Origin of the sequence: Actinosynnema sp. CA-299493 (assembly GCF_050946825.1) — a bacterium.
Lineage (GTDB): Bacteria > Actinomycetota > Actinomycetes > Mycobacteriales > Pseudonocardiaceae > Actinosynnema.
The window spans coordinates 4,797,824-4,821,370 of record NZ_CP191993.1; the positions used below are offsets into that span (position 1 = coordinate 4,797,824).

General features: G+C 72.3%; 23 protein-coding genes. 11 read left to right on the forward strand and 12 right to left on the reverse strand.

The window, feature by feature from the left end; all coding sequences use genetic code 11:
• Positions 1–54 precede the first annotated feature (54 nt).
• Positions 55–1,140, forward strand: a complete 1,086-nt coding sequence (locus ACQPYE_RS19745) for a M48 family metalloprotease (protein ID WP_498713198.1) — start codon at positions 55–57, stop codon at positions 1,138–1,140.
• A 48-nt stretch (positions 1,141–1,188) separates the two neighbouring features.
• Here the strand turns inward: ACQPYE_RS19745 and ACQPYE_RS19750 are convergent, their stop codons facing one another.
• Complete coding sequence (locus ACQPYE_RS19750; protein WP_498713200.1) at positions 1,189–2,154, reverse strand: aldo/keto reductase; 966 nt, start codon at positions 2,152–2,154, stop codon at positions 1,189–1,191.
• A 140-nt stretch (positions 2,155–2,294) separates the two neighbouring features.
• Between ACQPYE_RS19750 and ACQPYE_RS19755 the strand changes: the two genes are divergently transcribed.
• Genes ACQPYE_RS19755 through ACQPYE_RS19765 form a run of 3 tightly spaced genes read left to right on the forward strand, consistent with a single transcriptional unit; the run spans position 2,295 to position 4,871 of the window.
• Complete coding sequence (locus tag ACQPYE_RS19755) at positions 2,295–3,344, forward strand: LLM class F420-dependent oxidoreductase (protein ID WP_498713202.1); 1,050 nt, start codon at positions 2,295–2,297, stop codon at positions 3,342–3,344.
• Complete coding sequence (locus tag ACQPYE_RS19760; protein WP_498713204.1) at positions 3,341–4,165, forward strand: undecaprenyl-diphosphate phosphatase; 825 nt, start codon at positions 3,341–3,343, stop codon at positions 4,163–4,165. Before ACQPYE_RS19755 ends, ACQPYE_RS19760 begins: the two co-directional genes overlap by 4 nt.
• 10 nt (positions 4,166–4,175) lie before the next feature.
• The gene (locus ACQPYE_RS19765) at positions 4,176–4,871 is read left to right on the forward strand and encodes a histidine phosphatase family protein (RefSeq protein WP_498713206.1); all 696 of its coding nucleotides are present in this window, start codon (positions 4,176–4,178) and stop codon (positions 4,869–4,871) included.
• 344 nt (positions 4,872–5,215) lie between these two features.
• Here the strand turns inward: ACQPYE_RS19765 and ACQPYE_RS19770 are convergent, their stop codons facing one another.
• Entirely contained in the window at positions 5,216–6,370 is a 1,155-nt protein-coding gene (locus tag ACQPYE_RS19770; protein ID WP_498713208.1) for a site-specific integrase, read from the reverse strand.
• A gap of 119 nt (positions 6,371–6,489) precedes the next feature.
• Between ACQPYE_RS19770 and ACQPYE_RS19775 the strand changes: the two genes are divergently transcribed.
• Positions 6,490–6,765, forward strand: coding sequence for an ArsR/SmtB family transcription factor (locus ACQPYE_RS19775; RefSeq protein WP_498713210.1), 276 nt, complete (start codon positions 6,490–6,492; stop codon positions 6,763–6,765).
• Positions 6,766–6,775: 10 nt separating this feature from the next.
• Here the strand turns inward: ACQPYE_RS19775 and ACQPYE_RS19780 are convergent, their stop codons facing one another.
• From ACQPYE_RS19780 to ACQPYE_RS19810, 7 genes are all read right to left on the reverse strand, one after another.
• On the reverse strand, positions 6,776–7,141 hold the full coding sequence (locus ACQPYE_RS19780; protein ID WP_498722949.1) for a VOC family protein: 366 nt from the start codon (positions 7,139–7,141) through the stop codon (positions 6,776–6,778).
• 106 nt (positions 7,142–7,247) lie between these two features.
• Positions 7,248–8,927: a hypothetical protein gene (locus ACQPYE_RS19785; RefSeq protein WP_498713212.1), complete on the reverse strand. Its 1,680-nt coding sequence runs from the start codon at positions 8,925–8,927 to the stop codon at positions 7,248–7,250.
• A gap of 6 nt (positions 8,928–8,933) precedes the next feature.
• The gene (locus tag ACQPYE_RS19790; RefSeq protein WP_498713214.1) at positions 8,934–9,842 is read right to left on the reverse strand and encodes a glycosyltransferase family 2 protein; all 909 of its coding nucleotides are present in this window, start codon (positions 9,840–9,842) and stop codon (positions 8,934–8,936) included.
• Positions 9,843–10,343: 501 nt separating this feature from the next.
• Positions 10,344–11,060 carry an MBL fold metallo-hydrolase gene (locus ACQPYE_RS19795; protein ID WP_498713216.1) on the reverse strand — a complete coding sequence of 239 codons (717 nt, stop codon included), beginning with the start codon at positions 11,058–11,060 and terminating at the stop codon, positions 10,344–10,346.
• Positions 11,061–11,091: 31 nt separating this feature from the next.
• Positions 11,092–12,066 carry a hypothetical protein gene (locus tag ACQPYE_RS19800; protein ID WP_498713218.1) on the reverse strand — a complete coding sequence of 325 codons (975 nt, stop codon included), beginning with the start codon at positions 12,064–12,066 and terminating at the stop codon, positions 11,092–11,094.
• Between the two features lie 115 nt (positions 12,067–12,181).
• Entirely contained in the window at positions 12,182–13,402 is a 1,221-nt protein-coding gene (locus ACQPYE_RS19805) for an RNA polymerase sigma factor (protein ID WP_498713220.1), read from the reverse strand.
• Positions 13,399–13,773 (reverse strand): YciI family protein, encoded by a 375-nt coding sequence (locus ACQPYE_RS19810; protein ID WP_498713222.1) that lies wholly within the window; start codon positions 13,771–13,773, stop codon positions 13,399–13,401. The genes ACQPYE_RS19805 and ACQPYE_RS19810 overlap by 4 nt, the downstream gene beginning before the upstream one ends.
• A gap of 107 nt (positions 13,774–13,880) precedes the next feature.
• Between ACQPYE_RS19810 and ACQPYE_RS19815 the strand changes: the two genes are divergently transcribed.
• The 4 genes from ACQPYE_RS19815 (at position 13,881) to hrpA (ending at position 19,689) form a co-directional block, all read left to right on the forward strand.
• Positions 13,881–14,315 carry a YybH family protein gene (locus ACQPYE_RS19815; RefSeq protein ID WP_498713224.1) on the forward strand — a complete coding sequence of 145 codons (435 nt, stop codon included), beginning with the start codon at positions 13,881–13,883 and terminating at the stop codon, positions 14,313–14,315.
• A 164-nt stretch (positions 14,316–14,479) separates the two neighbouring features.
• Positions 14,480–15,238 (forward strand): isocitrate lyase/PEP mutase family protein, encoded by a 759-nt coding sequence (locus ACQPYE_RS19820; protein ID WP_498713226.1) that lies wholly within the window; start codon positions 14,480–14,482, stop codon positions 15,236–15,238.
• A 61-nt stretch (positions 15,239–15,299) separates the two neighbouring features.
• Positions 15,300–15,722 carry a hypothetical protein gene (locus tag ACQPYE_RS19825; protein ID WP_498713228.1) on the forward strand — a complete coding sequence of 141 codons (423 nt, stop codon included), beginning with the start codon at positions 15,300–15,302 and terminating at the stop codon, positions 15,720–15,722.
• A 49-nt stretch (positions 15,723–15,771) separates the two neighbouring features.
• Entirely contained in the window at positions 15,772–19,689 is a 3,918-nt protein-coding gene (hrpA, locus tag ACQPYE_RS19830) for an ATP-dependent RNA helicase HrpA (RefSeq protein ID WP_498713230.1), read from the forward strand.
• Positions 19,690–19,711: 22 nt separating this feature from the next.
• Here the strand turns inward: hrpA and ACQPYE_RS19835 are convergent, their stop codons facing one another.
• Both ACQPYE_RS19835 and ACQPYE_RS19840 read right to left on the reverse strand, forming a co-directional pair.
• Positions 19,712–20,395 carry a hypothetical protein gene (locus ACQPYE_RS19835; RefSeq protein ID WP_498713232.1) on the reverse strand — a complete coding sequence of 228 codons (684 nt, stop codon included), beginning with the start codon at positions 20,393–20,395 and terminating at the stop codon, positions 19,712–19,714.
• A gap of 79 nt (positions 20,396–20,474) precedes the next feature.
• A complete protein-coding gene (locus ACQPYE_RS19840; protein WP_498713234.1) occupies positions 20,475–20,960 on the reverse strand; it encodes a MarR family winged helix-turn-helix transcriptional regulator in 486 nt (161 codons plus the stop codon).
• 469 nt (positions 20,961–21,429) lie between these two features.
• Here ACQPYE_RS19840 and ACQPYE_RS19845 point away from each other — a divergent pair, with 469 nt between their 5' ends.
• Both ACQPYE_RS19845 and ACQPYE_RS19850 read left to right on the forward strand, forming a co-directional pair.
• The gene (locus ACQPYE_RS19845; RefSeq protein WP_498713236.1) at positions 21,430–22,161 is read left to right on the forward strand and encodes an IclR family transcriptional regulator; all 732 of its coding nucleotides are present in this window, start codon (positions 21,430–21,432) and stop codon (positions 22,159–22,161) included.
• A gap of 87 nt (positions 22,162–22,248) precedes the next feature.
• Positions 22,249–22,770, forward strand: a complete 522-nt coding sequence (locus tag ACQPYE_RS19850) for an AbfB domain-containing protein (protein ID WP_498713238.1) — start codon at positions 22,249–22,251, stop codon at positions 22,768–22,770.
• Between the two features lie 132 nt (positions 22,771–22,902).
• Here ACQPYE_RS19850 and ACQPYE_RS19855 read toward each other — a convergent pair whose 3' ends face one another.
• Positions 22,903–23,544, reverse strand: coding sequence for an FHA domain-containing protein (locus tag ACQPYE_RS19855; RefSeq protein WP_498713240.1), 642 nt, complete (start codon positions 23,542–23,544; stop codon positions 22,903–22,905).
• Positions 23,545–23,547 lie beyond the last annotated feature (3 nt).

Sequence of the window (23,547 nt, forward strand, 5' to 3'; positions counted from 1 at the left end):
CCCGTACCTCCGGGCCTTTCCCGACGACTATCCCAGGGGAACGGAGGCGTCGCCATGACGGTCGAGGAGCTGCGGAACCGGCACGTGCAACTGCTGCGGGACCGGCGGGTGGCCGACCACCTCGACCCGCCGGCGCGCCCCGCCGACACCCCCGCGCGCTACCACACGTGGACCCAGGTGGCCGCCGAGCCGCTGTCCGCCCTGCTCACGCGGCTGGTCGACGTGCGGGTCCGGCCCTCCGCCTACCGGCCCGCGCACCTGCGCGACCAGCAGCGCACCCTCGACGCGCTGCAACCCGAGGTGCTGCACCTGGCCCGCGCCACCGGCCGGGACACCGCCACCCCGGTGCTCGCGGGCGTGTTCCCCACCGGCACCCTCGACGCGCTCAGCGTGCCCGTGCCCGGCCGCGGTGTGCTCGTGCTGGTCAACACCTCGCTGCTGGACCTGCTCGACACCGTGCTGAAGATCATGACCGGGGCGCTGCCGAACTACGGCACGCCGCCGCTGCTGACCCCCGAGCAGGCGACCTACGCCCTGGCCGAGGCCGTCAACGCCCACCTGTACGGCAACGGCGCGGTCCAGGCGCGGCGGCTGCCCGAGCTGTCCGGGCAACGCGCCGCGCTGGTCTCGCTGATGGTCCGGCGCGGCACCCAGTTCGTGCTGGCGCACGAGGTCGGGCACGTGCTGTCCGGGCACCTGGTGCACGCCCGCCGCCGCACCGACCCACACACCCCGGTCGGCCCGCTCGACGCCCAGTCCGTCGGCTGGCCGCGCGAGCACGAGGCCGACCGCGTCGCCGCCACGATCATGCTGCGCACCCTGGACGACCTGGGGCACCGCGAGCTGGAGGCGCACGAACCGTGCCTGGTCGGGGCGGTGCTGCTGGTGCTGTTCCTGCACGAGGTCACCGACCGGCTCGCCGACGAGCTCGGCCTCACCGTCCCGTTCGCGGGCAACCACCCGCCGCCCGTGCGGCGCATCCAGACCCTCGTCGAGCACCTCGCCGGCCACGTCCGCACACCCCGCGCCCTCGACCTCGCCGCCGACGTCGCCACCTGGCTCGAAGACCGGCTCGGCGGGGTGCGCGAGTGGTTCCGGCTGGTGGACGACCAGCTGCTCGACGGCCCCACGTCGCGCTGATGGCCCGGCACCACGACCCCGCCGACCTCCGTCGGCACGACGACCGGGTCAGACCAGCGGCCGTTCGGGATAGCCGAACTCCACCGCGCTCACGTCGTCCAACGCCGCCCGGATCGCCGGCGGCAACGTCAGCTCCTCCGCCGCCAACGACCCCAGCAGCTGGCCCGTGTCCCTCGCGCCCACCACCGGCGCCACCACGCCCGGCCGGTCGCGCACCCACGCCAGCGCCACGCACAGCGCGCTCGTGCCCAACCCGTCCGCCGCCGTGGACACCGCCTGCACGATCCGCGCCGCCCGCTCCGTGCGGTGCTGCTCCACGTACCCGGCGAAGTGCGCCGACGCGCCCCGCGAGTCCGACGGCGTGCCGTTGCGGTACTTGCCGGTCAGCACGCCACGCCCCAACGGCGCCCACGGCAGCAGCCCGACACCGTGGTGCTGCGCCGCCGGCGCCACCTCGCGCTCCACGCCCCGCTCCAGCAGCGAGTACTCCACCTGCGTCGACACCAGCGGCGTGTGCCCGGGCAGCGCCGCCGCCGTGCCCAGCTGCCAGCCGGAGTAGTTCGACACCCCCGCGTAGCGGACCCGGCCCGACGCCACCGCCGTGTCCAACGCCGACAGCGTCTCCTCCAGCGGCACGTTCACGTCCCACGCGTGCAGCTGCCACAGGTCGACGTGCTCCACGCCCAACCGGCGCAGCGACCCGTCCAGCGCGTGCAGCAGGGCGCCGCGCGACGCGCCGCCGCCGAACGGGCCGTCGTTGCGCCGCGCCACCGCCTTCGTCGCGATCACAAGCTCGTCGCGCGGCACGACCTCGCCCAGCAGGCCGCCCAGGATCCGCTCGCTCTCGCCCTCCACGTACACGTCGGCGGTGTCCACCAGCGTGCCGCCCGCCTCGGTGAAGGCGAGCAGCTGGGTGGCCGCCTCGTCCGCGTCGGTGTCCCGGCCCCAGGTCATCGTGCCCAGTGCCATCCGGGAGACCCGCAGTCCGCTGCGCCCGAGGTATCGCTGTTCCACGCGGGGGAGCCTAAGGGGTGATCGACAGTCCGGCGGCCCGTGGCGCGCGCTTGTCAAGGCCGAATCCCATCACGATCGGGGACACCCCGCCGGGTGGGTCGCCCTGGCCAACCAGGTTACCGACCGGTAGGGTCCGGGTCGTGCGACTGGGACTGAACCTCGGGTACTGGGGCGCGGGCAACGACGCCGCGAACCTCGAACTGGCCAGGGAAGCCGACCGGCTCGGCTACTCGGTGGTGTGGGCCGCCGAGGCCTACGGCTCCGACGCGCCCACGGTCCTGGCGTGGGTGGCCGCGCAGACCACGCGCGTCGACGTGGGCAGCGCGATCCTGCAGATCCCCGCGCGGACGCCGGCGATGACCGCGATGACCGCCGCCACCCTGGACTCGCTGTCCGGCGGCCGGTTCCGGCTCGGCCTCGGCGTGTCCGGACCGCAGGTGTCGGAGGGCTGGCACGGCGTGCGGTTCGACAAGCCCCTGGGCCGCACCCGCGAGTACGTCGACATCGTCAACGCCGCCCTGCGCCGCGAGCGGCTGTCCTACGACGGCGAGCACTACACGCTGCCGCTTCCCGACGGCCCAGGCAAGGCCATCAAGCTGACCGTGCACCCCGTGCGCGAGCACATCCCGGTCTACCTGGCCGCCGTCGGCCCGAAGAACGTCGAGCTGGCCGGCGAGATCGCCGACGGCTGGCTCGCGCTGTTCTTCTCGCCCGAGCACTCCGGCGACGCGCTCGCCTCCCTCAAGGCCGGCCGCGAGAAGGCGGGCAAGACCCTCGACGGGTACGACATCGCCGCCACCGTGCCGATGGTCGTCGGCGAGGACTGGCGCGCCTGCGCCGACCGGATCCGGCCGTACGCGGCGCTCTACGTCGGCGGCATGGGCAGCCGGAAGAAGAACTTCTACAACGACAACGCCGCGCGCATGGGCTTCGCCGCCGAGGCCGCCGAGGTCCAGGACCGCTACCTCGCCCGCGACCACGACGGCGCCATGGCCGCCCTCCCGCTGGGCTTCCTCGACGGCACCTCCCTGCTCGGGACCAAGGAGCGCATCGCCGACCGGATGCGCGCCTACGCCGAAGCGGGGGTCACCACGCTCACCCTTTCGCCCATGCTGCAAGATCTCGAGCAGGGGATCGCCGCGCTCCGCACGGCGACCGAAGCTCTGGATCTGGCAGGAGTGGGTAGTTGAGCTGGTTGCAGGCCATCGTCCTCGGACTCGTCCAAGGACTCACGGAATTCCTGCCCATTTCCTCGTCGGGTCACATCAGGATCGTCTCCACGCTCTTCTTCGGCAACGACGCGGGCGCGTCGTTCACGGCGGTCATCCAGCTGGGCACCGAAGTGGCCGTGCTGATCTACTTCGCCAAGGACATCGGCAACTTCATCGGCGCCTGGTTCAAGGGCCTGTTCAGCAAGGCCGCCCGCGCGAGCGAGAACTACCGGATGGCCTGGTACGTGATCATCGGGTCCATCCCGATCAGCGTGCTGGGCTACCTGTTCAAGGACGAGATCCGGTCCTCGCTGCGCAACCTGTGGATCACCGCGACGATGCTGATCGTGTTCGGCCTGCTGCTCGGGCTGGCCGACCAGTTCGCCTCGCACGTGCGGGACAAGTTGCAGCTCAAGGACGCGGTGGGCATGGGTCTGGCGCAGGCCATGGCGCTGATCCCCGGCGTGTCCCGCTCCGGCGGCACGCTCACCGCGGGCCTGTTCCTCGGCCTGGACCGCGCCGCGGCGGCCCGATACTCGTTCCTGCTGGCCCTGCCCGCGGTGTTCGGCGCGGGCATCTTCAGCATCCCGGACGTGCTCGAACGCGCCGAACCCAACGCCGCCTCGGTCCCGCAGATGATCGTCGCCACGGTGATCTCGTTCGTCGTCGGCTACGCCACCATCGCCTGGCTGCTGCGCTACGTCTCCAAGCACAGCTACTCGGCGTTCGTGTGGTACCGGTTGCTGCTCGGCATCGTCCTGATGGGGCTGCTGTCGATGGGGCTCATCAACCCGACATAGGGTTGGCCCCGTGGCTACCGTGATCCTGCTGCGACACGCCCGCTCCACCGCCAACGGAGCGGGCGTCCTCGCGGGCCGCCAACCCGGTGTGGCGCTGTCGGACCGGGGCGTGGAGCAGGCTTCCGCACTGGTCGACCGACTCGCCGGCGTGCCCGTCGCCGCCGTGGTGACCTCGCCGCTGGAACGCTGCCGGCAGACCCTCGCGCCGCTGCTCGACCGGCTGGGCCTCGACGCCGTGGTCGAACCGGACCTCGCCGAGGTCGACTACGGCCAGTGGACCGGGCGCGAGATCAGGGAGCTGCTCGCCGAGCCCCTGTGGTCGGTCGTGCAGCAGCACCCGTCCGCCGCGGTGTTCCCCGACGGGGAGGGCCTCGCGACCGTGCAGGCACGTGCCGTGGCCGCGATCAGGGCGCACGACGCCCGCGTGACCGCCGAGCACGGACCCCGCGCCGTGTGGCTCGCGTGCAGCCACGGCGACGTCATCAAAGCCGTCCTCGCCGACGCGCTCGGCGTGCACCTCGACGGGTTCCAGCGCATCGTCGTCGACCCCGCGTCGGTGTCCGTCGTCCAGTACACCGAGACCCGGCCGTTCGTGCTGCGCGTGAACGACAACGGCGGCGACCTGTCCGTGCTGGCGCCGCCGCCGGAGAAGACCGAGGAGCCGCCGTCCTCCGATGCCGTCGTGGGCGGCGCGACCGGCGGCTGACACCGGTGCCGCGAGCAGCGCGTGGCCCCCGGACAGTGCAGGGTAGTCCGGGGGCCACGGTGCGCTTGGCCGGGGCGGTCGGCCTCGTGGGGACGATCGTATTGGCGTCAAAGCGCGGGTAAACGTCCTCTTGCGGGCTGGACGCCCGGCGACGCCACGCCCCTTGCGCAGGTCAGCCCGCCCGCCCGTGCCCTCGAAGCGACCATAATCGCAGCTCAACGCAGGTGGAAACACCGCGGAAACAAACCGCGCAAGCGGTCTGACGCCCTAACCCGCTGGGCCGTTCGGTTCCGCCCGGAAGGACCGGAGGTGTTAGAAGTTAATGACCCACCGTGCGCTCTTGATCACAGTCCGAGGCGGGTGACCGCGTTGTCCTCCAACGGGTTCGCGGTGCGGATGTAGCGGTGCACCGTGCGCGGGTTCGTCCAGCGGCCCTGCCGCATGATCTCCCGGTCGCTCGCGCCGCCCAGCGCCGCCTGCGTGGCGAAGCCCGCCCGCAACGAGTGCCCGCCGAACAGCGCCGGGTCCAGCCCGGCCCGCGCCACGTACCGCTTCACCACGTCCGACACCGCCCGGTCCGACATCGACCGGCCGCCCAACCGCCCGTGCCGGCTCACCGAGGGGAACAGCGGGCCCCGCGCCGGGCCGGGCCGGTAGGAGTGGCAGCGGTGCGTCGCCGACGGCTCGCCCTCGTCCTGCAACAACGCCCGCGGCTCCGGCACCGTCAGCACGTCCACCCAGTCCGCGTACGCGCACACCGGGCACGTCGGCCGCCGAGCGCCGCGGGGGAGCACCACGCGCTGCCGGTGCGCGCCGGTCTGGTCGGTCTTCGTCACGCCCAGCTCGACCAGGAGCAGCGGCTCGTGCGTGCGCGGGTCCACGTCCACCGTGACGTCCTGCAACGCCACCGCCGCCAGCTCGCTGCGCCGCAACGCGCCCGCGAACCCCACCAGCAGCAGCAGGGCGTCACGCCGTCGTGCCACCCCGGTGGGCCAGCCCGGCGGCGGCAGTTCCGCCAACAACGCCTCCAACGTGCCCAGCAGCACCGGCCGCTTGCGCTTCGGCTGCGCCTGCCGGGTGCGGCGGATGCCGCGCAACGTCAACCGCACGACGTCCGACCGGGTGGGGGAGGGCAGGCCGCCGGCCGCGTGCACCGCGGCGATCGCCGCCGCCTTGCGCTCCAGGGTGGACGGGCCGAACGCGGGGGAGCCGTCGGTTTTCGTCGTGTCCGCCGCCACCGCCAGGTACACCGCCACGTCCACCGGGTCCGCGGGCAGCGCCACCCGCCCCTCGGCTTCGCACCACGCCGCCCACCCCACCCAGTCCGAGCGGTAGGCCCGCAGGGTGTTGGCCGACTGGGCGGCGCGCAGGTAGCCCGACAAGGCGTCGGCCTGCTCCGCGTCGAAGCGGCGGCGCACCTGCTCCAAGGCGGCGAAGTCCACCAACGCCGCGTGCCGCACGCGGTCGAGTTCCGCGCGCACCGGCTCCGGCAAGGTCACGCGGTCATCCTAACACTGTTCATAACCTTAATATCTTCAGTGTGGACTAATAGACCACCTGTCCGAAGTCGGTACTATGCGAGACCGTGCGCGCTCTACAACACCCGGACGTGGAAGACATGCGTCTCGCGACCGTGCTCAGCGCGCTCGCGGATCCGGTCCGATTGCGGATCGTGGCCGAGTTGGCCCGGTCGGGCGGGATCGTGTGCGGGCAGTTCGACGTGCCGGTCGGCATGTCGACGCTGTCGCACCACTTGAAGGTGCTCCGCGAGGCCGGGGTGCTGCGCGTGACGCCGCAGGGCAGCTACCGCACCCACGAGCTGCGGCGCTCCGAGATGGAGCACCGGTTCCCCGGCGTCCTGGACTCCATCACCCGGGCGATCGGGCCGCCCTGACGCCGGACGGTCACCAGCCCTGGAGGAAGAGGCAGAACGGGTGGCCCGCCGGGTCGAGGTAGACGCGCACGCCTTCCTGCGGCTGGAAGTCGGCGAGCGTGGCGCCCGCCGCGACCGCCCGTGTCCCGGCTGCTTCGAGGTCGTCCACCTTGATGTCCAGGTGTGCCATCATCCGCTGGTCGCCGTCGGAGGCGGGCCAGGTGGGGCGGCGGTAGTCGGGCTCGGTCTGGAACGACAGCCCGGCGCCACCGTCGGACGGGCGCAGCGTGGCCCAGCCCGGCTCGTCGTCACGGAGGGGCCAGCCGAGCAGCTCGCCGTAGAAGCGGGCGAGGGACTGGGCGTCGGGCGCGTCGAGGACGGTCGCGGTCAGCTTCATCACGGTCTCGATCTTCCCCCGGCCGGGGGACCCGCGCACGTCCGGCCAAGACGGCGGTGGGGGCGGCCGGATGTCTCCGACCGCCCCCACCGTCACGCGCTCGCGGTCACTCGTCCGCGGAGCTGTGGTGCGGCAGTTCGCCCGGCTTGGGGCTGAACTGGGCCAGTTCGCGCAGCGCCAGGTGGTAGCGCGGGTCGTTCTTCGTGTAGCAGCCCTTGCCCAGGGTGTGGTTGTAGGCCGGGCAGTTGCCGTCGGTCTGCCTGGTCAGGTGGGAGGCGGTCGCCAGGATGCCGAGCGAGTTGTCGACGCGGGGCATGTAGCGGTCGCCGATGGAGGAGCCCGCGGAGGCCAGGAGCAGGAACACCGCCACGAGCGCGCCGAGGCCGAGCGAGGGTGAGGAGAGCGCGGTGCGGACGCGGTCGACGGTGTCGAAGCGGCGCACGCCGTAGTAGGCGGCGAAGCCGGTGAGCAGGAGCAGGCAGTAGAGGAGTTCGGCGGTGCTGCGGGGGTAGAGCTGCACGGCGTCGGCGGCGTACATCTGGGAGCCGAAGTGGAAGCGCAGCAGCCAGGCGCCGGCGAAGACGCAGGTGAGGGTGATGACGATGGTCCGGCTGCGTGCGACGGCGATCGCGGTGGCCAGGCCGACGAGGGCGAAGATGGTGAACAGTCCGACGCCGCCGATCTCGCCGGGTGGTGGCCAGGGGCCGGTGGTGCCGGGGAGGTCGGTGCGCCACATGGCGATGTAGGCGGGTTCGGACCAGGTGTCCCAGTAGAAGTAGCGGTCCTTGACCGAGCCGGAGGCGTTCAGGAGGCCGAAGAGGTGGCGGGAGGACACGGCGACGAAGACGCCGGTGGTGATGGCGAGGAGGGTGAGGCCCTTGGCCCAGCCGGTGCGCCAGGGGAACAGCACGAGCGCGGCGACCACGATGCCGGGTGCGGACCAGACGAACCAGCCGGAGTAGGTGAGGAAGATCAGGCCGAGGGCGAGTCCGAAGCCGATGGCGGGCAGGACGATGCCGCGCCAGGTGGTGTCGCCGGCGCGGCGGAGCCGGCGGAGCAGGGCGAGCAGGACGGGGACCATCACGACGAGCATGATCGTGGTGTAGGGCTTGTACGGCTCGATCAGCACGATGGCGGGGAGCACGCCGAGGGCGAGTGCCCACAGGGGGGACAGCAGCAGTCGCCAGGCCAGGTAGGCGACGGGGCCGAAGAGGGCGGTGCCGACGATCTGCAGGGGTTTGAGGGCGTTCTCGGGTGCGGTGTCGGTGAGTTCGGAGTACCAGGCGATCACGTGGATCCAGCCCGGTGGGTAGTCGGGTTTCATGGTGCCGGTGTCCATGAGGACGTGTGCCCAGTCGCTGAGGGTGCCGGCGTCGCCGTAGAGGGCGAACAGGCCCCATGAGGTGCCGCGCAGGGCGATGGTGATCGCGCCGGCGACGAGGCCGCTGAACAGGCCTGCGGCGGCGGCGGCGGCGAGTCGGCGGGCGGTGGGTGCGTGGGCGGCCCAGCGGACGCGGGTGGTGATGACGACGAGCGTCAGCAGCACGAGGGCGATGAGGGCGTAGCGGAGTTGGAGTCCGGCGAGGCCGCTGACCTGGCCGATCCGGTCGAGCGGGTTGACTTCGACGCGGCGGGCGAGCACCACCGTCAGCGCCGCGGCGGCCACGGACACGACGGCTTCGGCGGCGAAGAGCCGGCCTCGGCGGGGTTGTGCGGTGGTGGGCGGCGGTGGCGGGGTGGGCTCGGAGCTGGTCCGCGGCGGTTGTTCTGGCGCGGTCGACAGCACCGTAGATCACTTCCTCACGGGTTTGGTGGTTCCGAATGCGTGGCGGACGAGGAGTTTGGCGCTGGCGGTCTGCCTGGCGGTGACGGCGCCGGGCAGCATGAGCAGGGCGTGCAGGCGGGAGGACAGGTGCAGGCGGGCGGCTTTGGCGGCGCGGTGCCAGCCGATGTGCTCCATGTGCTGGGCGACGTCGAGGAAGAAGTCGTGTTCTTCGGTGAAGCGTCCGCCGAGGGTGGCCAGGGAGGAGGACACGCTGGCGTCGTGGCGGCGGTACTGGAAGCAGAGGTCGGGGACGACGACGAGTTGTCCGCCGCGTTCGAGGAGGTCGAGCATGAGGGCGAGGTCGAGCACGACGCTGAGGCCGGGGCGGAAGCCGAGGTCTTTGAGGGCTTCGCGGCGCCAGCACAGGGAGGGGAAGTAGGTCCAGTTGCCGCGCAGGAGGCTGACCACGAGGTCTTCGCCGCCCATCACCTTGGGGGTGGAGGTGTCGGGTGCGTAGAGGTTGCGCTTGACGCGGTCGGTGAGGGGTTTGACGACGTGGCCGTTGTTGTCGATGACTTCGACGCCGGCTTGGACGACGTCGGCGTGGGGGTAGCGCTGGGCGGTGCGGCGGATGGTGCTGACGTAGTTGGGCAGCAGGGCGTCGTCGGAGCCCATGACGACGAGGAAGTCGCGTTCGGCGAGGTCGAGGCACTGCTGGAAGTTGGCGTTGATGCCGAGGTTGCGGTCGTTGCGGCGGTAGCGGACGCGGTGGTCGCGCAGTGCGTCGAACCAGGTGGGGAGGTCGTTGTCGGTGACGCTGTCGTCGATGACGGTGAGGCGCCAGTTGTCGTCGTCCTGGGCGATGACGCTGCGCACGGCGGTCTTGAGGTAGGAGATGTCCCCGTAGTGGGGGAGCATGATGTCGATGCCGTTCATGGTTGCCTCGTGCGACCGGCGATCAGGCTTCTGCCGTGTGGTGCGCCCATCCCCTTGCCACGCCCTTCCCCTTGCGTGTTGGCCCCGCTGTGGTTCCACCCGTGCACCGGGGATTCCGGCTATCCAGAGGTGGCGACGACGCAGCCTACTGTGTGCGTGGTGAGGGCGGACATCTTGCCCCCGCGTGGGGTTGGGTGTGGTGGGGCGTGGTGTGTTGGTCGTGGGTGCGTGGGTTACGTGTTCGTGGCGGTCGTGGGTCATTCGTGGTCGGTGGTGGTGGGGTGAACGGCCTGGTGGGGTGGTGGGTCGTTCGTTTGAAAGGTGGTGGTGTTGTGCGTTGTGGTGGCGGTGTGGTGACTTTCGGCTGCGATTTACCCGGTGTGTGTTGCGGGTAATGCAACCTTGTCGGGTTATGCGGCGTCTTGGTCGTGGGGGATTCTTCGTTGTTCGCGGATGGTGTCGGTGTCCGAGGTGTGCGGTGTGCGGATTCCACCTCGTGGGTCATCTGATCGTGAAGGTTTCGCCGGGTCGTGCGACGGCGGCGCGGGCGCGTTCGGCGGCTTCGACGGTGCCGACGGTGTGGCCGACGTGGGTGAGCAGGAGGCGGCGGGCGCGGCGGCCGGCCGCGGCGGCGTCCTCGGGGGAGCAGTGGTGTGGTCCGCCGCCGTCGGCTTCGCACAGGAACAGGCCGGCGCCGTCGGCGAGGTCGTCGAGGGCGCGGCAGGGGCCGGTGTCGCCGGAGTAGGCGAACACGGCGTCGTCGTGGGTGGCGCGCAGGCCGAAGGCGGGCAGTCCGTGCTCGACGGCGCGGCTGGTGAGGGTGAGGTCGCCGATCTCGGCGCGGTGGCCGTCGTGGAGTTCGTGGACGTCGAACGCGGCGGAGGCGGGGTTGGGTGACGCGCCGGCGAGGAAGGTCTCGAGTCGGTCGGCGAGTCCGGGTGGGCCGTAGAGCGGGATGGGTGCGTGGGGTTGGTGGTCGGCGAACAGCAGCGCGTAGTAGTAGGGCAGCAGGTCGGCGGCGTGGTCGGCGTGGGTGTGGGAGATCCAGACCGCGTCGATGAGGTCGGGGCGGTGGTGGCGTTGCAGCTCGGCGAGCGTGCCGGGGCCGGCGTCGACCCACACGGCGGTGTGCTCGCTGCGCAGCAGGTAGCCGGAGCAGGGGTTGCCGGGGCGGGGGTAGGGCGTGGCGGTGCCCAGGACGGTGAGGCGGAAGGTCACGCGACAGTGTGACGCAGCGGGTGGGGGCGGGTCACGGGAGCGTGTGGCGCAGCACGTGCACGCCGGCCGCTGTTTTGAGGTAGGCCCAGGTGGTGGTGCCGGTGGTGGCGAGGCCGAGGTGGGAGGCGGAGGCGTCGGCGAGGTCGTCGGGCAGTGCGACGGGGGTCCAGCCGGTGTCGGTCCAGCGGTGGTAGGCGGGTCTGGTCTCGAAGGAGCCGCGGGTGGCGCGCACGCCCCAGGTCCAGCCGGCGGCGACGCCGTGCAGGCTGAGGCGGTCGGTGTCCTGGGGTGCGGGGATGCTGTTCCACTGCCGGCCGTCCCAGCGGTGCACGCGCAGTCCGTCGGTGTGGCGGGCTTGGCCGAGCCACACGTCGTCGGGTGCGGTGGCGGCGAGGCGGGCGACGTGGCCGCGTTCGAGGTGTGGTCCGGGGACTTCGGTCCAGGTGTCGCCGTCCCAGCGGACGAGCACGGGGTACTCGTAGGTGGCGGGTCCGGCGCCGGCGAGGCCGCCGCCGCCGGCCCACACGTGGTGTCGTCCGGCGGTGGTGATGGTGTGGAGGCTTTCGCGGGCGGAGGAGGCGGCGGCGCGTTGTCGCCAGCGGACGCCGTCGAAGTGCAGGGCGTCGCGGCCGGTGCCGACCACGTGCACGTCGTCGCTTCCGACGGCGGTGACGGCTTTGGCCCAGGTGATGTGCGGTGTGGGGACGACTTGCCAGGTCGTGCCGTCGTAGTGCAGCACGAGGGGGCGGCCGGCGCTGTTGCCGACCGCCCAGACGTCGTCGGGCGCGGCGGCCGAGACGCCGGACAGGCTCGCGGCGGCGGGCAGGTCGGGCAGGTGTTCTTCGCGCCAGGTCTCGCCGGTCCAGCTGAGCACGAGCGGTGTCGACGCCTGGCTGGTGAACACGCCGGTGGTGCCCGCCAGCCAGGCGTGGTGCTCGCCCGCGGTGGTCAGGTCGGCCAGTGCGGTGCTGGGCGGCAGCACGGGCACCGGCACGGGTAGGAACAAGCCGACTCCCCCTCGATGGGTCGTCCCCCGACTCATCGTGTGGTCCAGCTCATCGGCCGGGGTGCCGCCGCGCCAGCCGCCGAACGGCGGGTTGTGGTTGCGCTGCCGGGTGCCGTCAGCCGGGTCGGGCGCGTTCTTCTCGGGCGCGTTCTTCGAGGTAGCGGCGTTCGGGCAGGCTCAGCGTGGTGCGGGCGGCGCGGGCGTAGTGGGTGCGGGCGGTGTCGTGGTCGCCGGCCAGGTCCAGCAGGTGGGCGCGCACGGCGTCGACCCGGTGGTGTCCGGCCAGGGCGGGGTCGGTCGTCGCCGCGTCCAGCCGGTCGAGGCCGGTGGCGGGTCCGTGCACCATGGCGGTGGCGACGATGCGGTTGAGCGCCACCATCGGGCCGGGGGTGATCGAGTGCAGCAGGTCGTACAGGCCGAGGATCTGCTTCCAGTCGGTGTCGGTGGCGTGGCGGGCCTCGGCGTGCAGGGCGGCGATCGCGGCTTGCAGCTGGTAGGGGCCGATCGTGGTGGTGGTGAGGGCGTGGCGCACCAGTCGGGTGCCTTCGGCGATCAGGTCGGTGTTCCAGCGGGAGCGGTCCTGCTCGGCCAGCGGGACGAGTGAGCCGTCGGGTCGGGTGCGTGCGGGTCGGCGGGCGTCGGTGAGCAGCATCAGTGCCAGCAGGCCGGCCGTCTCGCCGTCGTCGGGCAGGCGGGTGGCGAGGTCGCGGGCGAGGCGGATGGCTTCGCCGGAGAGGTCCACGCGGTGCAGGTCGGTGCCGGAGCTGGCGGTGTGGCCTTCGGTGAACACCAGGTACAGCACGTGCCGCACGGCGTCGAGGCGGTCGTCGCGTTCGGCGTGGGGTGGCGGGTCGAAGCGGGCGCCGGCGGCTTTGATCCGCTGCTTGGCGCGGCTGATGCGCTGGGCGACGGTGGCTTCGGGCACGAGGAAGGCCCGTGCTATCTCCGCCGTGGTCAGTCCGCCCACCGCGCGCAGGGTGAGGGCCACCCGCGACGGTGGGGTCAGCGACGGGTGGCAGCACAGCACGAGCAGTGTCAGCGTGTCGTCCGCGTCGGGGGTGGGCTCCGGGTCGGGTGGGGTGAGCGCGAAGGCCGTTTCCTCGCGTCGTCGTCGTGCGGTGTCCGCCCGCCACAGTTCGATCCGCCGTCGTGACGCGACGGTGATCAGCCATCCGGCGGGGTTGTCCGGGACGCCGTCGACGGGCCAGCGGGTGGCGGCGGCGAGCAGTGCTTCCTGCACGGCGTCCTCGCACGCGTCGAAGCCGCCGTGGTGGCGTGTCACGGCGCTGAGCACGCGTGGGGCGAGTTCCCGCAGCAGCGGGCCGATCGGGGTCACCGGAGGAAGTCGTCCAGGCCCGACAGCGCCGGCCGCACCTGCACGAGGCCGAGTTCGGCTTCCGGGATGCGGGCGGCGATCTCCACCGCCCGATCGTGCGTGCCGACGTCGACGAGGTAGAAGCCGGCGAGCAGTTCCTTGGTCTCGGCGAAGGGCCCGTCGGTGGTGAGGGTCTGGCCGTCGCGGACGGTGATCCGCGTCGTGCGCGCGGGGTCGGCCAGCGCCTCGGAGACCACCAGTTCGCCGGAGGCGGCCAGTTCCTCGTCCAGCGCGGCGTAGGCGTCCAGGCCGGAGGTCCGGTCCTCGGCGGCCAGCCGTTCCCAGATCGCGCGGGACTCCGGGTTGCTGTAGATCAGGACGAGGTACTTCACCAGAACCTCCGAAGAAGGGTCGTCCGGGGATGTCGAGAACGGGCGTCCAGCTTCTACGTCTCCCGTGACGGGCGCCCGACGGGGGTGCCCAACCGGAGGGGACCACCATGACCGAGCACACCGACATCGCCGACCTGCTCGACCGGCGGGCGGCCGCGATGCGCGCCGGCGACGCGGACCGACTGGTCGCCGACTACCTGCCCGACGTCGTCACCTTCACTCTCGCGCCGCCGCTCGCGCACACCGCGCCCGAGGTCGTCGACCCGGCGGCGATGCGCGCCTGGTTCGCCGGGTTCGACTCGGCCGTGGACTACGAGGTCCGCGACCTGGACATCACCGCGGCGGGCGATCTCGCGTTCTGCCGCAGCCTCAACCGGATGTCCGCCGTGCCGCGCGGTCACCAGGAGGCGTTCGACCTGTGGTTCCGCTCCACGGTGTGCCTGCGGCGGGTGGACGGCGCGTGGCGGATCGCGCACGAGCACACCTCGATCCCGTTCCACATGGACGGCGGTTTCAGGGCGGCGTCGGACCTGGAGCCGTGAGGGCGAGGGCGCGGGTTGTGCGGACCGGTGGGGCACGGTGGTCGAAGCCGGTGTTCCGGGTGGGCGGAACTGGCAGTATTGGCGCGGGTGATCATCGTGGTCACCACGCCGTACGGGGTCGGGGTCGCGGTGCGGCCGCGGCCCCTGTCGTGACGGGAGTCGACGTGACCAAGACCGATGTGTCCGAGGCGGCCAAGGTGCTGCGCGCGCTGCACGTGCCGGGCAGCCCGCTGGTGGTGCCCAACGCGTGGGACGTCTCGTCCGCGCGGGTCATCGCCGAGGCGGGGCACCCGGTGGTGGCGACCACCAGCGTCGCCGTGGCGGCCTCCCTGGGGTTCGAGGACGGGCACGACATGCCCGCCGACGTGGCCTTCGACGCCGCGCGCCGCATCGCCGCCGCGGTGGACGTGCCGGTGACCACCGACATCGAGCGCGGCTACGACCTGCCGCCCGCGCGGATCGGCGAGCGGCTGGCGGAGATCGGCGTGGCGGGCTGCAACCTGGAGGACTCCGACCCCCGTGCCAAGACGGTGGTCGGCCTCGCCGAGCAGGTGGACTTCCTGGCCGCCGTGCGCGCCGCCAACCCCGACCTGGTGATCAACGCCCGGATCGACGAGTACCTGTTCGGCGGGCAGTCGTTCGACGAGGCGGTGCGGCGTGCGCTGGCCTACTTCGAGGTGGGGGTGGACTGCGTCTTCCCGATCCGGCTGCCGGGCGACCGGGTGGCCGCGTTCGTCGAGGCCGTCGGGCGGCGCCCGGTGAACGTCGGCCACGGTCCGGGCACGCCCACGCCGAACGACCTGGCCCCGTTCGGCGTGGCGCGGGTCAGCTTCGGGCCCGGGCTGCACAACGTGCTGATGGGGAAGCAGCTCAAGAAGATGGCCACGGCCATGCTCGACGGCGGGAGCCCCTACACCGGCTGAGCTACCCGCCGGTAACGCCCATTGGGGTGATCCCCTGCACCAGTGGGACGCCGACACGCGGGTGGACGCGACGGGGGACGGGCGGTTCACCGCCCGCCTCACCGACCGGTGGGCCAGTGCCGGCGACCGGCCCGACGGCGGCTACCCCGTCGCGTTCTGCCTGCGGGCGCTCGGCGGGGTGCTGCCGCACCCCGACCCACCCGTCGTCGCGCACCACCTGCGCCCCGGCGTCACCGTCGCCGACCGCGTCGACCTGCGCGGCACCGAACCCCACGGCTGGGCCCGGGGCCGGCCGACCGGCACGCCGCGCGCCGAGTTCTGGATCCGCTCCGCCGACAGCCGCCCCGCCGACACCGCCGACACCGCCGACACCGCGAGCCTGGCCACCCTGGTCGGCACCGCCGCGCCCGCCGTCCTGGAGCTCGGCGTGCCCTGGCGGTTGGTCGCCCGGGCACGCCGACTCGCCGTGTCCGCCGGCCGATAACCCGATAATCGGCAGCCCCACTGGCCCACCCTCGATATCCTTGACCCAAATGAACCAGATGTCGCACGCTGACCTGCGCAAACGCCTGTCCGAACTGATGTCGCGGGACCAGCGGAGGCTGGCACGCAGGCTTGAGGGCGCCCGCAAGGTCCGCGACGACGCCGCCCGCGCCGCCGTGCTCGCCGAGGTCGAGGCCGAGCTGGAGGCCGCCGAGCTGCGCGTCGCCCTGCGCCGCGAGGCCGTGCCGAAGATCACGTACCCGGCCGAGCTGCCCGTCAGCGCCCGCAAGGACGACATCGCCGCGCTCATCCGCGACCACCAGGTCGTGATCGTCGCCGGCGAGACCGGGTCCGGCAAGACGACCCAGCTGCCCAAGATCTGCCTCGAACTCGGCCGCGGCGTGCTCGGCCAGATCGGGCACACCCAGCCCCGCCGCCTCGCCGCGCGCACCGTCGCCGAACGCGTCGCGCAGGAACTGGACACCAAGCTGGGCAGCGCCATCGGCTACAAGGTCAGGTTCAGCGACCAGTCCGGCGAGGACACCCTGGTCAAGCTCATGACCGACGGCATCCTGCTCGCCGAGATCCAGACCGACCGGATGCTGTCGCGCTACGACACGATCATCATCGACGAGGCGCACGAACGCAGCCTCAACGTCGACTTCCTGCTCGGCTACCTCAAGCAGCTGCTGCCCAAGCGGCCCGACCTCAAGGTCGTCATCACCTCCGCGACCATCGACCCCCAGCGGTTCTCGCGGCACTTCGGCGACGCGCCGGTCATCGAGGTCTCCGGCCGCACCTACCCCGTCGAGGTCCGCTACCGCCCGATCGTGGACCCCGACGACCCCGACGCCGACCCGGACCGCGACCAGACCCAGGCCGTCTGCGACGCCGTGCGCGAACTGCAGGCCGAAGGACCCGGCGACGTGCTGGTCTTCCTGTCCGGCGAACGCGAGATCCGCGACACCGCCGACGCCCTCGCCGCCCTGGAGCTGCGCAACACCGAGATCCTGCCGCTGTACGCGCGGCTGTCGTTCGGCGAGCAGCACCGCGTGTTCCAGCCGCACACCGCCCGCCGCGTCGTGCTCGCCACCAACGTCGCCGAGACCTCGCTGACCGTGCCCGGCATCAAGTACGTCGTCGACCCCGGCACCGCCCGCGTCTCCCGCTACAGCCACCGCCTCAAGGTGCAGCGGCTGCCCATCGAACCCGTCTCGCAGGCGTCGGCCAACCAGCGCAAGGGCCGCTGCGGACGCGTCTCCGAGGGCATCTGCGTCCGCCTCTACGGCGAGGACGACTTCGACGCGCGCCCGGAGTTCACCGACCCGGAGATCCTGCGCACCAACCTCGCCTCGGTCATCCTGCAGATGACCTCCATCGGCCTGGGCGACATCGCCGCGTTCCCGTTCATCGACCCGCCCGAGGCGCGCAACATCGCCGACGGCGTGCAGCTGCTGCAGGAGCTCGGCGCGATCCTGCCCGCCGAGCAGAAGCTCACCCCGCTGGGCCGCAAGCTCGCCCAGCTGCCCGTCGACCCCCGCCTGGCCCGCATGGTCATCGAGGCCGACCGCAACGGCTGCGTCCGCGAGGTCATGGTCATCGCCTCCGCCCTGTCCATCCAGGACCCCCGCGAACGCCCGTCGGACAAGCAGCAGGCCGCCGACGAGTTCCACGCCCGGTTCAAGGACCCGGACTCGGACTTCACCGCGTTCCTCAACCTGTGGCAGCACGTGCGCGACAAGCAGAAGGAGCTGTCGAGCAACCAGTTCCGCAGGCTGTGCCGCGCCGAGTTCCTCAACTACCTGCGCGTGCGCGAGTGGCAGGACATCTACCAGCAGCTGCGGCAGGTCGCGAAGACCCTCGGCGTGCACGTCAACGACGAGCCCGCCGACCCGCGCAACGTGCACCTCTCGCTGCTGTCGGGCCTGCTGTCCCACATCGGCGTCAAGGACGTCCCCAAGCGCCAACCCGGGAAGAACGAGCCGGGCAGGCGCGCCGCCACCGAGTACCTGGGCGCCCGCAACGCGAAGTTCGCGATCTTCCCCGGCTCCTCCCTGTTCCGCAAACCACCCCAGTGGGTGATGGCCGCCGAACTGGTGGAGACCTCCCGGCTGTGGGGCCGGACCGTGGCGAAGATCGAACCCGAGTGGGCCGAGAAGCTCGCCGGGCACCTGGTCAAGCGCACCTACAGCGAACCGCACTGGGAAGCCCGGCGCGGCTCCGTCGTCGCCCTGGAGCGGGTCACCCTCTACGGCGTGCCGATCGTCGCCTCCCGCAAGGTCGACTACGGGCGCATCGACCCCGGGCTGTCCCGCGAGCTGTTCATCCGGCACGCCCTGGTGCAGGGGGAGTGGACCACCCACCACACGTTCTTCCAGCACAACCGGGACCTGCTCGCCGAGGTCGAGGAACTGGAGAACCGGGCCCGCCGCCGCGACATCGTCGTGGACGAGGAGACCGTCTACGACTTCTACGACCGGCGCGTGCCCGCCGACGTCGTGTCCGTCCGGCACTTCGACACCTGGTGGAAGAAGACCCGCCACACCGAGCCCGACCTGCTCACCTTCGACAAGGCCATGCTGGTCAACGACCGCGCCGCGGTCACCCCCGACGCCTACCCCGACGAACTGCGCCGCGGCGGCCTCACCCTGCCGCTGACCTACCGGTTCGAACCCGGCACGGCCGTCGACGGCGTCACCGTCAAGCTGCCCCTGCCCGCGCTGACCGCCCTGCCCGACGACTCGCTGTCCTGGCAGATCCCCGGCCTGCGCACCGACCTCGTCGTCGCGCTCATCCGGTCGCTGCCCAAACCGGTGCGCCGCAACTTCGTGCCCGTGCCCGACGTGGCCGCCGCCGCCCTGACCGGCATCGACCCCGACGAACCCCTGCTGCCCGCCCTGGAACGCCAGCTGCGCACCCTCACCGGCGTCGTCGTGCCCCGCGAGGAGTGGCAGCTCGACCAGGTGCCCGAACACCTCAAGCTCACCTTCGAGATCGTCGACGAGGACGACCGCGAGCTCGCCCGCGGCAAGGACCTCGCCGCGCTCAAGGCCCAACTGCGGGGACAGCTGCGCGAAACCCTCGCCGCCGCCGCGAGCAACCTCGCCCGCACCGGCCTGACCACCTGGGACGTCGGCGACCTGCCGCGCACCGTGCAGCGGCAGCGCTCCGGCATCGTGGTCACCGCCTACCCCGCCCTGGTCGACAAGGGCGACACCGTCGCGGTGGAGATCCTCGACACCCCCGGACGGCAGCGGCAGGCCATGTGGCGCGGCACCCGCCGGCTGCTCCTGCTCACCACCCCGTCCCCGGTCAAGACCCTCCAGCGGGGCCTCACCAACGCCGAGAAGCTCGCGCTGACCCGCAACCCCCACGGCGGCGTGGCGCCGCTGCTGGCCGACTGCATCTCCGCCGCCGTCGACAAGCTCCTGCGCGACGCTGGCGGACCGGTGTGGACCCAGGCCGCGTTCGCCAAGCTCACCGAGCACGTCCGCCGCGGCGTCGGCGAGACCACGTTCGACGTCGTGCACAAGGTCCGCCGCGTCCTGGAAGCCGCCCAGGACGTCGAGCTGCGCCTCAACGGCGTGCGTGGCGCCGTGTTCGACGAGTCCGTGGCCGACGTCCGCGCTCAGTTCACCGGCCTGGTACACAAGGGGTTCGTCACCGAGGCCGGCGCCGACCGGCTCGGCGACGTGCACCGCTACCTGCAGGGCATCGCCCGCCGGCTGGAGAAGCTGCCCGAGAACGTCCGCCGCGACCAGGAGTGGATGGACCGCGTGCACGCCGTGCACGCCGAGTACCGCGAACTGCGCGCCGCCCTGCCCGCCGACGAACCGCACGAGGAGCTCGACGAGGTGCGGTGGATGATCGAGGAACTGCGGCTGAGCTACTTCGCCCAGACCATCGGCACCCGCTACACCGTCTCCGACAAGCGCATCTTCAAAGCCCTCGACGCCGTGCCCCGCTAGTCCTCCGCCGCCGGGACGACCGCTAGTCCGACACCGAGTTCCAGCCGAAGGCGCACATCGTGAAGCCGTAGCGGGTGGCGCCGTTGACGAACGCCGTCGTCGACGCCCGGTACCGCTCCAACTCCGCGTCGAACGCCGCGGAGTCGTGCGCCAGCAGGGCGTCGGCCATGTAGTTCCAGAACGTGCTCGCGTGGTGGAAGTCGTTCCACAGCTGCTGGATGCGGCTGTAGTTGCCCGCGTCGCGCGGCTCGACGACCACCGACCCCCAGTCCTGCGCCATCCGGTTGCGCGACTCCAGCACCGACATCATGTAGCCGTAGTCGAGCGTCGCCACCCGGGCGGGCCGGCTCTCGATCGCCGGCGCGCACGCCGCGTCGGCCTGCCTGATGTAGGCCTGGCGCAGCTCCTCCGGGGACGGCGTCTCCGTGGTCGTGGTCGTCTCGTCGGTGGTGGTCTCGTCGTCGGTCGTCGTCTCCTCGGCGGTGGCGCCGGCGACCTCCGGCAGCCCCGGCTGGGCCGCCGCCGGGATCGGCGGCGCGATCGGCGCGGTGGTCGTGGTGTGCGCGAACGGGATGGCCTTCTTGATGTCGTCGTCCCACCCCAGGAACACGGCGATCGCGATCAGCGACGACACCGCCGAGATCACCGTCCCGTACAGCTTGACCTTCTCGGGCCCGGCCTTCGACCCGTTCCCCTCGTCCGCCACGCTCCGCCCTCCGGAGATCGCCCGACTACCCTGTGTACACCACCAGCAGCCTCGGCGCGGCCGGATCAGGGGAACGGCGTTACTCGCACTGCTCCAGCAACGCCCGCAGCGCGTCGGCGACCACCGCCTTCGTGTCGTCGTCCAACGGCTCCAGCAGCCGCGCGTACTGCCGCATGTGCTCGGCCAGCATCCCGTCCACCAGCTCGCCGCCCCGGTCGGTCAGCTTGATCCGCACCAGCCGCCGGTCCGTGGCGTCGGGCACCCGCTCCACCAGGCCCTTGGCCTCCATCCGGTCGATCCGGTTGGTGATCGCGCCCGCCGTGACCAGCGACGCGGACAGGAACGCGCCCGCCGTCATGCCCTGCGTCGACCCCGCCCGCCGCAACGTGGTCAACACGTCGAACTCGCCCGGCTCCAGCTCGAACCGGCCCACGAACTCCCGCAACTCGCGTTCCAGCAGCCGCGCCAGCCGCGTCACCCGCGTCAGCACCGCCATCGGCGAGGTGTCCACGTCCGGGCGCTGCACCGACCACTGCGCCAGCACCCGGTCGACCGCGTCCGCCATCACCCCTCCTGACGCACCGGCCGCCGTCCCGCACGACCCGTCGCCCGCCCCACCCGACGCCACACCGGCGGCAGGCCCCCTTCGCTCCGCACGACACCCACCGTATTCGTGATCGACAACGCGCGCGGGCCCTCGGGCGAAAACCCGTGCGACGGCCCACCCCCGCCCGCGCGCCCGGCCCAGTCCCGGACTCCGGACGCCCGGGCCACCCTGCGCCGACTCACCGGTCACCGTTCGTCCCCATGCCGCGATCCGCCCCAGGAATCCGCCGGCAACACCGGCTCCGCCCCGGCGTTCGAGACTGGTGAGGTCGCGTATTCCACTGTCGCGGTGTCGGCATCGAGCTGACGGTGTGTGATCGCCGAGGGCGTGCCGGGTCCAGGTGGCACCGGTGTGCGTGGCGAACCGTGTGCGCTCGACGGGTAACGGTCGTTGCCCGGTCGGCGAGCTTGCAGAGGGAGGTGGACCGTTGCACAGCCATGACCGGCCGGAGCTCGGCGCGGCACGTGGGCGTGGCGTGCTCGAAGGCAGCTTCCGGCTCCTCGAGCTCCTCTCGCTCGCGGAGGGCGGGATGGGGTTGTCGCGACTGTCCCGCGAGTCCGGCCTGCCCAAGGCCACCGTGTACCGGCTGGTGGAACAACTGGTGGGGCTGGGCGCGGTGCAGCGGTACCGGGAGCGCTACTTCGTCGGGCACCTGCTGTCCCGCCTGGGCGGCGCCTGGCAGCCGATCCCCGGACTGCAGAACGCCGCGCGCGGACCGGTGCGGACGCTGTCGGCGCTGACGTCGACCGCCGTCGTGGTGACCGTGCTGCACGACGACCGCGTCCGGGTGGTCGTCGGCACCCGCGGTCTGGTGACGGACCTGCCCCGGATCCACCCGGCCGACGAGTTCCCCATCACCACGGCGACCGGCAAGGTGCTCCGGTTGGCCGGAACGCCGGCGGGCGACGCGCCCACCGGATTCACCCCCGGTGAGTGGCGCCGGGCGTGCGAGGAGTTCCGCCGCGCCGGATCGGTGGTCGTCGACCGGCACGAGGTCATCGCCGGGGTGTGCTGCGTGGCCGCGCCGGTCCGCCGCGCGGACGGCACGCTCGTCGCCGCGGTCGGCGCGATGGCGGTGACCGGGCACGTGCCGCAGGGGCTGGACCAGCTGGTGCGGCGGGCGGCCCTGGAGATCACCCGCAACCTCTCGATCGGGTGACCCGGTCCGTTCAGCGGACCGTCCGGTTCCCCCGGCACGGCGCTGCGACGGACCCTTCCGACACCCCTGGGTGAAGGGAGAACTCCGATGGCACACCGCGGGAACTACCCGTCGCTGTCCCTCCAGTCGTACAACTACCCGACCAGGTACATCCGCCACCGGGACTTCCTCGGCGAGCTGACCGAGATCTCGACCGACCTCGACAAGAGCGACGCCACGTTCTACGGAGGGCGCGGTGACCGCAACCCCGGCGTCGGTGAGGGCGTGGTGTTCCGGGCGTCCAACTGGCCGCAGTTCCGACTGCGGCACCAGGACTACGTCGTCAAGCTCCACGAGGACCACGTCGTCATCGACCCTGATCGGCCGCCGACCTACCTGAGCCCCGAGTCCGAACTGTTCCAGGCCGACGCCGCCTTCCACTTCGTTCCCGGCCTGGCGGACGCCTCCTGCGTGTCGATCCGATCGGTGAACCACCCGGACCTCCACATCCGCCACCGCGACTTCAAGCTCTACCTGGAACCCGCGCACGATGAACTGGCCCGCGCCGACGCGACGTTCCGCATCACCGACGGATGGGTCCCCGGACCGCCCCGCCCCGACATCCGGTGACCTCCCGACCGGCTGCGTGACCACCCCAGCGGCCCCGCAGCCGGTCGTGGCCGTGGTCGCCATGCCGATCCGGGAGGCGCGCAGGCGGGTGGTCACCCCACGCGGGTCGCCCCGGCGTCCGGGCCGCTCGAGCTAGGGCTGCCCGCCGTCCGAGCGGTGCAGGGTGATCGTGGTCCAGGCGCCCAGGTGGATTCGGTCGCCCGGCTCCAGCGGGTGCGGCCGGTGGGGTGGTAGCGGGGTGTCGGCTTCGTTGACCGTGGTCCCGTTCGTCGAGTCCAGGTCCACCACCGCCCACCCGTCGCCCGACGCCACCAGCACCGCGTGGTGGTGCGAGACGCCCGGGTCCTCCGGCGGGCCCACCAGGTCGATCCCCGGGAAGATGCCCCGCGACCGGCTCCGCCGCCCGATCGACACCTGTGGCCCCGCCAACCCGAACCGGCGCGGCGGGCAGAACTCCGGGAACGCCATCGCCCCCGCGTCCGGCCCGCCCGCCGCCACCACCCGCTCGAAGTACGCCCGGTCCGCCTCCACCGCCACGTGCCACGACACCGGCCGCACCGCCACCGGCTTCGACGCCACCGGGGCCAACGAGTCCTGCCCGCACTCCTCGCAGAACCGGCCCACCCGCACCGCGCCGCACGCCGCGCACGTCTCCTGCACGATCCGCGCCGGCGAAGACAGGGAGGACGGCCCGTGCCCGGACGGCATCGGCGTGCCGCACACGTCGCAGTAGTCGTCGGTCGCCGAGTCGTGGCCGGCCGGGCAGGTCGCCATCGC